The sequence below is a fragment of the Dolichospermum sp. UHCC 0259 genome (assembly GCF_009711935.1).
Lineage (GTDB): Bacteria > Cyanobacteriota > Cyanobacteriia > Cyanobacteriales > Nostocaceae > Dolichospermum.
This window is the reverse complement of sequence record NZ_VIKX01000170.1, coordinates 1-13,560: the sequence shown is the minus strand read 5'-3', so window position 1 is coordinate 13,560 and position 13,560 is coordinate 1. Positions and strand designations below refer to the sequence as shown.

Genomic DNA, 13,560 nt, shown 5'->3' with positions numbered 1-13,560 from the left:
AGATGCCTAGATATCTCTACCATTTTATCCTCTCTTTTAGAATGAAATAGCCCTGATCCGGTGCGGGCAAAACTACCTGGATTTGTCAACAAATTCGAGATGTTCGATCTGTTAAAAAAGTCATTTATTTTTGTCCAGGAACTGGGAATGTTCCTATTGATCAAACTAAAATAGCTACTGAATTTCCTGAGTTGAGAATTTTTAGTGATGGTCAAGAAATTGAATTTCTTTATCAAATACCCACAGCAGATAGTGTTTATGTGGAATTGGGTGCTTATTTGGAATTAGACAGTGTATCAAAAATATTAGATCATCTCACTTACCACGCTATAGCAGTTATTCCCCCGGAGTTGAAAAATTCGGAGTATGATAGTTGGGCAAATGAAATTATATATGGCGCACCTGCACCCATGATAATTGGAGAAAATTTATGGAGGGTAGCAACTACAGGTCAAGTTATTGATGAAAATAGTTTGGATGAATTTTGGTATGAAATAACTCATGGTGCTTATGGGATTGTTACTCGTGCTAAGGCAATTTTCGATGTTAATGATGGGCGTTCTCTTTACTGTGATTTTGTCAATGGTGTTCCCCAAATAAATTTTTTAGAATTAGACTTACCACGACATTTACAAGGTAGACCTCAACGGTTTAGTGGCATAGAAATAGTAGGCAAAAATTTAGATGAGGCAGCTTTAAAATCAACATTGTCAGATTGCTGTTTATCGGAATCCTTAATTTTTCAATATCAACAGCAAGTACAACAAATTTTATTAGAAGGTCAACAATTATGAAAATAGCTGTCATGTCATGTATTCATGGTAATTATGAAGCCTTAAACGCTGTATTATTAGATATTGACTCACAAAAAGCCGAAAAGATATTTTGTGTTGGTGATTTGGTAGGATATGGACCCCATCCTAATGAGGTGATTAACCAAATTCGCGCTTTAGATATTCCTACTTGTGCTGGCTGTTGGGATGAAGATATTGTGGAAGGATTGAATGCTTGTGATTGTAGTTATCCTTCCATACTGGCGGAAAAAAGAGGTATTCAAGCTCATGAATGGACTAATAAAGAAATTCATCCAGAAAACCGCGAATTTTTAGCCAGTTTACCCTATAGTCTCCAGTGGCAAAATTTAGCTTTTGTTCATGGTAGTCCCCATAGTAATCATGAATATTTATTACCTGAACTTGATGCTTTTGTGGCTTTAGAACGGGTAATTTCTACAGGTGCAGATGTGCTGTTTTGTGGACATACTCATGTTCCTTATAGTCGTAATCTTGATGCTGGTGAGTTACAAGTTCAGGTTCATAATCAAGCAGCATCACGGAAAATTAGCTTTTCATCTGCGCTGAAAAAGATTGTGAATGTTGGTTCTGTTGGAGAACCGCGACATGGACGACCAAATGCAACTTATGTAATTTATGAAACTGATACTCAAGGGGTGACTTTGCGGGAAGTAACCTATGATTATCAAAAAACCTGTGCAGCAATTATAGAGAAGGGATTACCAGAAATCTTTGCTTGGCGTTTAGCGCATGGTTTGGAGTATGCTGAACGCGCAGATGATCCCACTCATGTTTGTACTAGATAAAATAACTAGGATTTAGGCAATGTAAAACCTGCCATGATATGAATAAACGAAATTGCGTCGTTTTCAGTTTTGGGAATAACTGATTGAGTAGGTGCGTCAGATAGAGAAAATCTGTTTTTTGTGAAATTATCGGGTCTGACGCACCCTACAAGAGATAAAATCCACATTTCATATTTGGTGAACTTCCTCAATGGGTAAGTCCTAATAACTAATCCAAAATCCAAAATCTAAAATCCAAAATTAATTATGTGGGCAATTTTAAGTGGAATTGAAGGAAATTTAGCGGCTTATGAAGCTGTGATAGCTGATATTAAGCTGAAAAATCGTTATGTAGAGGCATTGTATATCATCGGTGATTTAGTTGGACCAAGGCGAGAATGTGAACAGCTAGTGGAAAGGGTGAAATCACCGCGACGGGGTGAATTAGAACCAATGATTTGCAAGGGATGGTGGGAAGAACAGTGTTTGATTTTACATGGTTTGGGTCCGACTGGAGATGCACCGGAATTGCTGGCAAAATATGGGGGTGATACGGTGCAGATGTTGTGGGATTGTGTTTCCCGTCAGACTGTACAATGGTTGAGAAATCTGGATTTTGGTTTTTTTGAATTAGATTGTTTATTAATACATGGTTCAACAATGGGGGTAAATGATGAACTGACTCCCGATACTCCTCCTATTCAAATGTTAGATAGATTATCAAGAATGCAAGCAAATAATCTATTTTGCGGTCGTTCTGGTTTAACTTTTCAGTATCAGTTACAAGCAGGATCTATTAGCAGTGAAATTACTACTCTTGATCATCAATTTTCCTCAGAAACAGTCACGGTTACTCCTCGTCAAGTGATTGGAGTGGGAGGTGTGGGAAGGACTCCAGGAGAAGCAACTTATACTCTTTACAATCCTGGGACAAATCAGGTGCAGTTTAAAACTGTGTTTTATGGACAGAGTAAGGGGTTTCAAAAGCGATCGCAGAGTAAAACCTGATAAGCTGTTACTAAGATAATTTTAGCTGCTGTTTTCGGGGATCAGCAGTTACACAAAATAATAATATTTGACCACAAATAAATTAATGTTATAGCAATTCCCCGTCCAATGAGATATGAGAAGTCAGAGTTAAACGCAGATAAACACAGGTAATTTTGTACCTCGGTAGACTGGGAAACCCTATATTTTACCGAAAATGGAAATGCAACAAATTCATTGTCTTGAATAAGTTAAAAAATGTATTTATGGTAACAAAATTTCAGCAATTGTGAGGGGATCATGATATAAATTGCTGACTATTCATAAAAACTTATATCAATCACGACTGCCATATATATACTTTACGAAAACGACTGATCAGAAATCCTGATTAAAAAATATTGCAATAACTTGATTTAGTTGCTAATGTGTGTAGGTACGACAGCACTGGTGAATGCTCGGATAATTTAGCGAGGTGAAATCAATGAGCTTTATCCATCCTGCCAAAAGTTTTTTATGTTGATTAAACAATCCTGACAACGGGGAATTTCTGCTTTCGAGAAGCAATAAAGGGGTATTGCAAATGAGCAGAAAAATTAGCTTCCATCTTGTCACTGTATAGAGATTTGATTTTTGTTTACCGTTCATCAATTGTCTAACCTGTTGATTGCAAAGAACGCAAACGGAAGACAAAAAATGAAGAATTTAGAGGTGAAAACCGATGAAGATTCAAGGAAAAGTTGCACTCATTACTGGGGCTTCTCGTGGAATTGGTAAAGCGATCGCCCTAGAATTAGCCAAACAAGGCATGAAAAGGTTAATATTAGTAGCACGCGATCGCCAAAAGTTAGCCGAAGTAGCCGCAGAAATCGAAGCTTTAGGCGTAGAAACCACCATCATGGCCTTAGACTTAACTCATTCAATCAACGTCAACATAGCCGTAGCTCAATTGTGGCGCAGTTATGGACCAATTCACCTACTCATAAATTGTGCCGGAGTCGCACATCAAAACTCATTTCTGCAATCAAAACTTCCCCAACTCCAAGAAGAACTTTCCGTCAATTTGATGGGAATGTACACCCTCACCAGCTTGATAGCCAAACGCATGGTTAGTCAAAGACAAGGGATCATTGTCAATGTCTCCAGTTTAATGGGGAAAGTTGCCGCCCCGACAATGGCCACATATTCCGCCACCAAGTTTGCCATTGTCGGATTTACCCAGGCACTACGTCAAGAACTCGCCCAACACAATATTCGCGTTATCGCCCTACTCCCTTCCCTCACCGAAACAGACATGGTGCGTGACTTGCAATCATTCCGAGGAGTGATCCCCATGACACCCGAACAAGTCGCCCAAGCGCTCGTTACTGGCATAGAAAACGATACCGCAGAAATCCTAGTCGGCTGGCAATCTCACTTAGCCGTATTATGCCAACGTCTTGCCCCTTGGTTATTAGATATCATCCTGCAACTAGCAACACCGAAAAAACCATTACCTGACGCTGCGGGATAAACTTCAACCTATTGGAGTTTTGTTTCGCGCAAAGAGGCAAAGGAGCAAAGGCGCAAAGGCGCAAAGTGTTTTTTGTGTCTTTGCGTAAAGTAAAGTTAAAAAATGGTAGGTTGGGTTAAGCGATCGCGCAACCCAACTAAAAATTTGATAATGACACCATCACTAACCCTGTAATAATAGTGCAGAATCATAATTGATATTACTGTAGCGATCGCTTGATAATCAAAATAGTTGCTACGAAATAAATATATTATTGTCTGAATCAGGATATCCAGGATTTGAGGATTTACAGGATTTTGATTTTATTTGTGGTGTACTAATATTTTAATTTGTCAGAATCAGGATGTCCAGGATTTTAGGATTTACAGGATGTTGTTTGAAAGTATCATGTTTTGATTTTTGATTGTCTATCTTTATCTGTGTTTATCTGTGTTTATCTGGATTCAATTATTCTTGATATTACTGTTAGATTACTATTTTTTTTAAACGAACCACAGAGGACACAGAGAAAAAATATCAGTTATCTTTGTGTGGGAAGGGAGTAATTTTCTCGTTCATCTAATTAATTATCTCAGAATTGGGGAAGCTTTCATCAGAAAATAAAATCCTGTAAATCCTTTAATCCTGGATATCCTGATTCTGACTTAATAATTTTCTGTAACCCTTAAATGTTACAGTTCACAAGTCTCGACGCGAGAGAAGAGACGGTAAATCCCAACGCTGATGGCCATAACCCAAACCAAAGACAACCCGCCCACTTAAAGCGGGTAGGTGGCCTTCTGGTGCTTTCTTGTCAAAAGTAATATCAAAGTAGTACAACCAGTCGCCTCCTTTTCTCCATCCTACCTTGTCCCCGAACTTCTTTATTACTTCCCTATTATAACCTCTCGTTCCACCCAAACTTTGATAAATTCGTTTCTGGACAGAAAAACCAAACTTACCATCACTGTATTTTACCCACAATTGGTCAATGGTACGAAGGTCTGCACAGGGAAAATTATCAATACTTTTATCATCTAACCTAAATTTTTCCCGTTTCGCAACTGCTAACATTACCCGTCTTGTTTCCTCGTCTGCTTCCTTCCATTTCCCTTGTGCGAGGTAGTCACGCAGTTTGCTGTAGTTCATTCCTACATCTGATTTTAATTGTGCATTATCGAATATTCTTAACGCTTCTTTTACCTTTGCTTCTGTACGAAGTGTTAATAAACCATAAGCAGTATTTTGGACATCTTCACAGTCATCATTTAAAGACTGAATAACTAAATCTAACCCACTTTCTCCATAATTCAAAGCCTGTTTGAGTGACACTATTCTCACTTGGGGGTTAGGATTACTCAATCCTAATTTTACCCCTTCAATCCCACCTAAAACTGCTGCAAACTCTGAGGTTTGATGTTGACCACCCAGTACAGCATCGTATTTTCCCGGTTGTTGTGAATGATTTGTCATTGGTATAGATTACCCTACTAATTGAAATAAAAAAAGACATCAAATCAAACCATCAATTTATCAATAACATCCTGTAAATCCTCAAATCCTGGTTATCCTGATTCTGACTTAATAATTTTCTGAAAGCTTTAGATGTTACAGTTTACAAGTCTCGACGCGAGATAAAAAGCAAAACCCTACCCAACAAACCACCTCAAGATCCTGATACAAGAACGTAAACGAGATCCGATCCCTCTCACGTAAAACTAGACCCGCAGGAAGGTGGCCTTCTGGTGCTTTCTTGCCATACTTTTCATAATTAATACTATTGTAGTATAACCAGATTCCTTGGTGTCTCCATCCTACCTTGTCCCCAAAGGCTTGCCACATTTTCTCATCATAACTCCTCGTTCCACCCAAACTTTGATAAATCTTTTTCTGAACAGAAAAACCAAAACGTCCATCACTGTATTTTACCCACAACTGGTCAATGGAGCGAAGGTCTTCACAAGGAAAATTATCAATACTATCAACATTTAACCAACTTTTCCTTAACCGATTCTTGTTCGCAACTGCTAACATTACCCGTGTTGTTTCTTCATCTGCTTCTTCCCATTTCTCTGCTTTGAGTAAATCACGCAGGTTATTGTATTCCATTCCTACGGATGATTTTAATTGTATTTCTTGCTCTTTTTCAATATTAACTAAACCCAAATTTTCCCGAAACTTCAATACTGTCTGAGTCCGGTTTTCCGGTTCTAATTCCATACCCTGCAAAATAGCATCATTCACCCTCTGACTAAGACTTTGATTATAAACTTTTGGTTTTACTAAAAAGTCAAAAGTTTTAATCTGTTCACGTTTGTATGCGGGTGCTGGAGTAGATTTTGAGTCTCGTTTAAGTCCATCAGCCGTGAGAAGATAATATAAAGTTGCAGCCAAAGCGTAAACATCGGTATGGGGTCCAAAATTGCCTTTATCCCGATATTGTTCAATAGGTGCATAACCTTCTGTTAATGAGATAGTCATGCTTTTCTTAGCCATACTGCGCGTTGAACCAAAATCAATTAAAACCGCTTCTTGTTCATTTTGTTCATTTTGGCGTAAGAGAATATTTTCGGGTTTAATGTCGCGGTGTAAACTTCCTTTAGCGTGAATATATTCTAAAGCCTGACTAATTTGATTTATATATAGTAGTGCTTCACTTTCAGAAAGTTGTCCTTTATTCTGGACATACTTAAATAAAGTTACCCCATTAATATATTCCATCACCATGCCAACCAATCTAAATTTCTCTTCCTCAATTACTTTCTCTTCTTCGATAACTTCATGGACTTTGAGAATGTGTTTATGATCAAAACTTGCTATTTTTAAAGCTTCGTTAATAAACTTAACTTGTTGGTCTGCAAAGTCATCTCCCAATTGCATTTGCTGATTGAGAGTTTTAATGGCGTATAATTTACCCGTCTTGGGTTCTAAAGCTTTGTAGGTAATACCAAAACCACCGCTACCCAAGGGTTTACCTTGAATAATAAATCTACCTTTGTTGATTTTTTGCCCTGGATGCCAAATTATCATCGGTTGAGGAATATATAAAGATAATGATTTTGATGTATACTGTGAGTAGTTTTTTACAGAATTGACAAGTAAAATTATTAACAGCTTTCTCTGTTTATTATTCCTCATTTTTTCCCAAACTCGTGAATTACTTGTTTAGTTATTTCTTGAATTGCTGCTAAAGTTGGGGGTATGATTTCGCTTCCCATTCCCAACCACAAAAGATATTCAATATTTCCCGCAGGCCCTGTTATTGGCGACCAAGTTAAACCCTTATATTTCCATCCTAACTCTAACGCCCCTTTCATCACATGAAAAATCGCATCAGCTTGGTCATCAGGATCGCGGACAACGCCTTTTTTACCTATGCGAGACCTGCCAACCTCAAATTGTGGTTTTACAAGTAATACAGCCTCTCTGGGAGCTTGTGTTAATTGCCATACCGCTGGCAGGATTTTTGTTAAGGAAATAAACGAAACGTCAACAACTATCAAATCAGGAAATATGGCATTTTCGGCATATAATTCTGCTGGTTGTAGTTGACGTAAATTCGTGCGTTCTTTTAAAATTACTCGTTGATCATTTCTAATTTTCCAGTCAACTTGTCCATAACCAACATCTACGCCATAAACTTGTTTTGCGCCGGCTTGTAATAAACAATCAGTAAAGCCACCTGTAGAAATTCCCCCGTCTAAACAAATTCTATCAGTTACAGAAATTCCAAAAAATTCTAAAGCTTTAGCCAGTTTTTCACCACCACGAGAAACAAAAGGAGGACGTTCTTTAACTTGAATATTGGCTGTAATATCAACTTCAGTTCCGACTTTATCAATCTTATGTTGATTGACAGTCACTTCTCCGGCTTGAATTAGCCGTTGTGCTTGTTGACGGGAAGCACATAATCCCAAATCCACTAATAATGTATCTAATCGCTGTTTAACCAATTTTACCTTCTATGTTATTTATGGGTGTTTTCATTCAAAAAATAGATCCCCAACTTCTCAAAGAAGTCGGGGATCTTTAATTTAATATTATATAATTAGCCAATATTGTGAAGATGATGATCATTTGTTGGTGAATTAACACCATTTTTAACAAAACCTAAAGTAATTCGTTTCATGAACCAATGCAAACCCCAAAGAATTACAAAAGTAATTGCAATAATAACTAACGGTTGTTTACCAAGAATTTCCTCCACACCTTTAGTTAGTATGGCATCTGGTTGAGTAATAAAATCCCAACTATTAAACCGCAAAAATCTTCCCCAATAAATACCGATCGCACAAAGCGCATGAGTTATTAATTCAACAGCAAAAATCCATTGACTTTTGCCAATACGGTGTAAGTAGTAACCCAAATTTATCAATGATATAACATAAGCTTCAAATCCGCCCAGAATGACCACAAGATAAATAGGAATTAAGACTAATGTAATTACCCATACTGACTGAACTCGGCGAATATCATCTATGAAGTGAATAACATCGGTTAATAAATAAGGTGCATTTGGTAAAAAAGCATAGAAACTCAGAAATCCTAACCACCATACCCAAGAACGTCCACCTTGACGACGAAACAACCAAACACTTAAAGCTAAAGGGATAAAAGCCAAAAATAAATTCCAAGTCATCCACCGCATATTAATTTGTAATACTTGGAAAACTGTTGTTATTAATTCAATCACTTCTGCTTTCATAGAATTGAAATGTGTAGAATAAATTTATTTTTTGTTGACACAGTATTTGTAGACTTTTGACAACTTTAACAATATTGTGTACAAGACTCTATTTTAGATCAAGGTTGCATAAAATGGTTGTTTTTCAGAATTTTTGCTTTTACTTATTTTTTATCGTCATTTGGCAAGGTTGATCAGGAATTATAGCTATGTTTTCAGGGCTTTTAATAGGTTGAGATGTACAGGGATTCTCATATTATATGTTTTATACGTTAATTTTTGCGAAATACATAAATCGAGTATAATTACTGAGTTGGATATCCGTAGTATTAACTAAGTTACGGAAATAGAACAATTTCTGGTTTATAAAGATGCAAAAATCACTAGAAAATGTTACAGTCAAGTATTAATATAAACCAAGTCACCAAGTCACCAATTCACCAATCTAAATTTTCTACCCTTTATTTTACATAAATCTGTATGAATACGATTTTGATTATTGAAGATGAGCGTCAAATCAGAGAAAACATTCAGGAGATTCTTGAATTACATGGGTTTATTACCGTCACCGCAGAAGATGGATTAGAAGGCTTACGCATGGCAGAGAAGCATCACCCAGACATGATTCTTTGCGATGTAATGATGCCTAACTTAGATGGATATGGACTGATTGAAGCACTACGCCAAAAACCATTAACTGCGGAAATTCCTTTTATTTTTCTGACTGCTAAAGCAGAACACCGTGATCAGCGTCAAGGTATGCTACTGGGTGCAGATGACTATTTAACTAAGCCTTTTGAGGTTAATGAACTACTGGAGGCTATTTCTACACGATTAGAAAAACGTCAACTATTAACCCAACGTTATAAAACTCAGATTCAGCAAATGGAAACTGAGATATATGATCTAGTTCGTCATGATAGTTTAACTGGTTTACCCAATCAACTTTTTTTAGAAGAGTATTTTAATCAGAACCGTCTTCAAGCTTATAATCAAAATCAATTTTTGCCGTTGTTGCTAATTGATATAAACTTTGTTTATCATAGTAAATTATTATTTAAACCAAGTTTTAAACACTTGTTAATCAAGGATGTAGCTGCAAAATTAAATAAGCTAAATTCGTCTAATCAGATGATTGATTTCATGGCTTATTTAGAAACTGACCAATTAGCATTGTTATTAAAGCCGGTCCAAGATGGGAGTGTTGCTGCTGATGTTTCTCAACAAATTTTAGATAGTTTGTCACAACCTTTAATTGTTAATGATCAGGAAATATCTGTACAAGCTAAAATTGGGATTGCTTGTTATCCAAATGATGCGCTGCAATTAGGAGAACTGCTAACTCATGCAGAAGTCACCTTGGAACATTATAGATTAGAACAGGGTAATTTTTATCGCTTTTATAATCAAGAAATCCTCGATGTTGTTTTTAGAAAACTTATTTTAGAATCTGATTTTTTACAGGCAATTGAGAACAAAGAATTTCAACTTTATTATCAGCCACAAATCAATATTACAACTGAAAAAGTGGTTGGTGTTGAAGCATTAATCAGTTGGCAACATCCAGAATATGGTATGATTTCTCCGGTAGAATTTATTCCTATTGCTGAACAATCAGGTTTTATTATTCCTCTAGGAGAATGGATTTTAAGAAGAGCTTGTCAACAATTGAAAAATTTACAAGCAGAAGGACTAGCTAATTTTAAATTGGCTGTAAATATATCCCCTTTTCAGTTTACAAAAGAAAATTTTGTTCAAAAAATTAATGATATCATTACCAAAGAAAACTTCAACCCAGAATTATTAGAACTAGAACTCACGGAAACGGTGTTTATTCAAGATATTGAACTTGTGAAGAACAAAATAAATACGTTAAAGAATTGCGGAATTCAAGTATCAATTGATGACTTTGGTACAGGGTATTCATCGTTTAAATATCTGCACGAATTTTCGTTTAGTCATTTAAAAATAGATCGGTATTTTATTAGCAATGTTGATAAGGTTGAAAATAAACAGTCTATTTTACAAAGTATTATCCAGTTAGCCAACACTTTGAAGGTTAATATTATTGCCGAAGGAGTAGAAACAAATGAAGAGGTAAATTGGTTGAGACAAAATAATTGTGAAGTTATTCAAGGATATTTTTTCAGTCGTCCTTTACCCATAGAAGAGTTGAAATTTTTTTTACTAGCTAATAACTAAATATTTAGGCAATCACTCATTATCAAATCACAAAGGAAAATAAGATGAAAACAATTTTAATTATTGAAGACGAACCTCAAATCAGAAACAATATTCGAGAAATATTGCATTTATCAGATTTTAATACATTAGTTGCAGAAAATGGATTACAGGGTTTAGAATTGGCTAAAGATAAACATCCTGATTTAATTATTTGTGATTTGATGATGCCTGAGTTAGATGGATATGGTGTATTAACTCAACTGCGTCAGGATAGTGATACTGCAACAATTCCTTTGATTTTCTTAACTGCTAAGTCAGATTGGTCTGATTTACGTCGAGGGATGGAACTTGGTGCTGATGATTATTTAACTAAGCCTTTTCAGACTGAACAGTTGCTGCAAGCAATTACTACTAGATTAGATAAACAAGCAATATCTGACCAACAAACTCAGGAAAAATTGAATACTTTAAGTAGAAGTATTAGTTCTTCATTACCTCATGAAATTAATACTCCTCTTAATCATATTTTGGGAATATCCAATTTATTAATTGAGGAGTATGATATTATTTCTAGAGAAGAAATTTTAGAAATGCTGGCATCAATTAATAAAGCTGGTAAGCGTTTACATGAATTAACTATAAATTTTCTTATGTATGCAGAAATAGAATTATTGGCCTCTAGTTCTGAAAAAATAGCAGCTTTAAGGAATTACGGAGTCCAAATTTTCGTAAAATCCATTATTGAAAATGTAGCTTTAACTATTGCCAAAAATTTCAATAGAGAGGCAGATTTAAGCATTGATATATCAGATGGAATGGTGCAATTATCTCCAGCTAAATTGACTAAAATTACTAAAGAAATCATTGATAATGCTTTTAAATTTTCCCAACCCAATACACCTGTGAAAATTATAGGGCATAGTGATAATGATACTTTCCATCTATTTATAATTGATCACGGACGTGGCATGACTCCAGAGCAAATTAGTAATATTGGAGCTTATGCTCAATTTGAACGTAAGATGTATGAACAGCAAGGTTCTGGTTTAGGGTTATTAATTGCTAAAAGGTTAGTAGAACTGCATGGAGGAGAGTTTTCAATTGAGAGCATATATAAGAAGCAAACTATTATTAGAATTGTGCTTCCTTAATAGGTGACTATTACGGATAATATATCTCTGACTTCTTAAAAAATGTGGGTATCTGGATATTAGATATTAAGTTAAATAAGGAATAGTTACTGTCACTGTTGTTCCTTTGCCTATTTGACTATCTATACTAATTTTGCCTTTATGCAAATCTACACATTTTTTAACGATGGAAAGTCCTAAACCGGTTCCAGCAATATTACCAACATTGGAGGCTCGGTGAAAAGATTCAAATAACTTAACTTGATCTGTTTCAGGAATACCGATGCCATGATCACTAATTTTAAATACAATGTTGTCATCTGATTTAGTTAAATTAAATTTAACTAAATCATGATTAGGCGAATATTTAATAGCGTTATTTAGCAGATTAGTAATAATTTGCCGTACGAGTTTTTTATCAAACTGAATAATTAGAGAATTGTCCATTATTTCTTCGCCTAAATCTACAGAAAAATTGATAGTATTTTCATTATTACTAGCGGCTATTTCTGCTTGGAGATGATGGCAAAAATCAATGATATCTGCCGATTCGAGTTTCAATTCTATCTTATCGGCTTCAGCACGGTTGATCATTAAAACGTCATCAAGGATTTGGGTGATATGCTTGATTGTGTGTTGGATTGTTTGTAGATGTTCTTGTTTTCTTTCTTCATTGAGGCGATCGCTAAATTTTTGTAAAATGCCCGAAGATGAGGCAATAATGGCTAAAGGTGTGCGAAATTCGTGTGATGCCATTGTAATAAACCGGGATTTTAATTGGTTTAATTCCTTCTCTTTTTCTAGCGCTTGTTTTAATTCGGCTGTTCGTTCTGCTACTCTATTTTCTAAATCCTCATTCCGTTGTGTGAGTTGTCTAAGTTCTTGGTTCTGGGTTTCTAAAGATTCAATTAACTTCTTTAAATGTAAATGAGTTCGCACACGCGCCAGTAATTCCTCTTTTTGAAAAGGTTTGGTGATATAATCTACAGCACCTAAACTTAAACCTTTGACTTTATCCACAGTATCAGCTAAAGCTGTCATAAAAATTATCGGAATACCCCGAGTCAGAGGATCAGATTGAAGTTGCTCACAAATTTCAAATCCGCTAATATCAGGTAACATAATATCTAGCACGATTAAATCAGGAATACTATTCTTGACTTGTGGGATGACATTTAGCCCATTTACTTCCATTTTGACATTGTAACCAGCACTTTTTAAGGTATGATTCAAAAGTTTTAAATTAACAGCATTATCATCAACTACTAAAATTGTGGCACTATTAGGTGAAGTATTCAAATTTTCTCCCTCGTGATTAATAAGTTTCATCTAAAATAAATTACAAATTTCTATAGGATTAAATTGGTAATGGTAATTGTAACTGTTGTTCCTTTGTCTATTTCACTATCTACATGAATTTCGCCTTTGTGCAAATCTACACATTTCTTGGTAGTTTTTCACTCTCCCCCCACTTTCGAGAGTTTATAGGGTAGGTAGAAGTAGG

General features: G+C 35.6%; 11 protein-coding genes and 1 pseudogene. 6 read left to right on the top strand and 6 right to left on the bottom strand.

The window, feature by feature from the left end; translation table 11 throughout:
• Nucleotides 1–80: 80 nt before the first annotated feature.
• The 4 genes from FJR05_RS13405 (at nucleotide 81) to FJR05_RS13390 (ending at nucleotide 4,079) form a co-directional block, all read left to right on the top strand.
• Nucleotides 81–794, top strand: coding sequence for a GTP-binding protein (locus FJR05_RS13405; protein ID WP_168644574.1), 714 nt, complete (start codon nucleotides 81–83; stop codon nucleotides 792–794).
• On the top strand, nucleotides 791–1,600 hold the full coding sequence (locus tag FJR05_RS13400; RefSeq protein ID WP_168644573.1) for a metallophosphoesterase: 810 nt from the start codon (nucleotides 791–793) through the stop codon (nucleotides 1,598–1,600). Before FJR05_RS13405 ends, FJR05_RS13400 begins: the two co-directional genes overlap by 4 nt.
• A 246-nt stretch (nucleotides 1,601–1,846) precedes the next feature.
• Nucleotides 1,847–2,587: a metallophosphatase gene (locus FJR05_RS13395; protein ID WP_168644572.1), complete on the top strand. Its 741-nt coding sequence runs from the start codon at nucleotides 1,847–1,849 to the stop codon at nucleotides 2,585–2,587.
• A 700-nt stretch (nucleotides 2,588–3,287) separates the two neighbouring features.
• Nucleotides 3,288–4,079, top strand: coding sequence for an SDR family oxidoreductase (locus FJR05_RS13390; protein WP_168644571.1), 792 nt, complete (start codon nucleotides 3,288–3,290; stop codon nucleotides 4,077–4,079).
• Between the two features lie 678 nt (nucleotides 4,080–4,757).
• Here FJR05_RS13390 and FJR05_RS27975 read toward each other — a convergent pair.
• The 4 genes from FJR05_RS27975 to FJR05_RS13365 form a co-directional block, all read right to left on the bottom strand.
• Entirely contained in the window at nucleotides 4,758–5,531 is a 774-nt protein-coding gene (locus tag FJR05_RS27975) for a GUN4 domain-containing protein (protein WP_371416889.1), read from the bottom strand.
• A 135-nt stretch (nucleotides 5,532–5,666) separates the two neighbouring features.
• Entirely contained in the window at nucleotides 5,667–7,088 is a 1,422-nt protein-coding gene (locus FJR05_RS13375; protein ID WP_168644570.1) for a serine/threonine-protein kinase, read from the bottom strand.
• Nucleotides 7,089–7,192: 104 nt separating this feature from the next.
• Nucleotides 7,193–8,011, bottom strand: a complete 819-nt coding sequence (locus FJR05_RS13370) for a TlyA family RNA methyltransferase (RefSeq protein WP_168644569.1) — start codon at nucleotides 8,009–8,011, stop codon at nucleotides 7,193–7,195.
• A 95-nt stretch (nucleotides 8,012–8,106) separates the two neighbouring features.
• Nucleotides 8,107–8,763, bottom strand: coding sequence for a DUF1361 domain-containing protein (locus tag FJR05_RS13365; RefSeq protein ID WP_168644568.1), 657 nt, complete (start codon nucleotides 8,761–8,763; stop codon nucleotides 8,107–8,109).
• Nucleotides 8,764–9,222: 459 nt separating this feature from the next.
• On the opposite strand from FJR05_RS13365, the gene FJR05_RS13360 reads away from it, so the two are divergent.
• Both FJR05_RS13360 and FJR05_RS13355 read left to right on the top strand, forming a co-directional pair.
• A complete protein-coding gene (locus FJR05_RS13360; protein WP_168644567.1) occupies nucleotides 9,223–10,944 on the top strand; it encodes a bifunctional diguanylate cyclase/phosphodiesterase in 1,722 nt (573 codons plus the stop codon).
• A 44-nt stretch (nucleotides 10,945–10,988) separates the two neighbouring features.
• Nucleotides 10,989–12,077, top strand: a complete 1,089-nt coding sequence (locus FJR05_RS13355) for a response regulator (RefSeq protein ID WP_168644566.1) — start codon at nucleotides 10,989–10,991, stop codon at nucleotides 12,075–12,077.
• 66 nt (nucleotides 12,078–12,143) lie between these two features.
• On the opposite strand, the gene FJR05_RS13350 is transcribed toward FJR05_RS13355, so the two are convergent.
• Nucleotides 12,144–12,995, bottom strand: coding sequence for a sensor histidine kinase (locus tag FJR05_RS13350; protein ID WP_371416890.1), 852 nt, complete (start codon nucleotides 12,993–12,995; stop codon nucleotides 12,144–12,146).
• A pseudogene (locus FJR05_RS27970) lies at nucleotides 12,981–13,385 on the bottom strand (response regulator); the annotation flags it as partial. The gene FJR05_RS13350 and the pseudogene FJR05_RS27970, both read right to left, overlap by 15 nt.
• Nucleotides 13,386–13,560 lie beyond the last annotated feature (175 nt).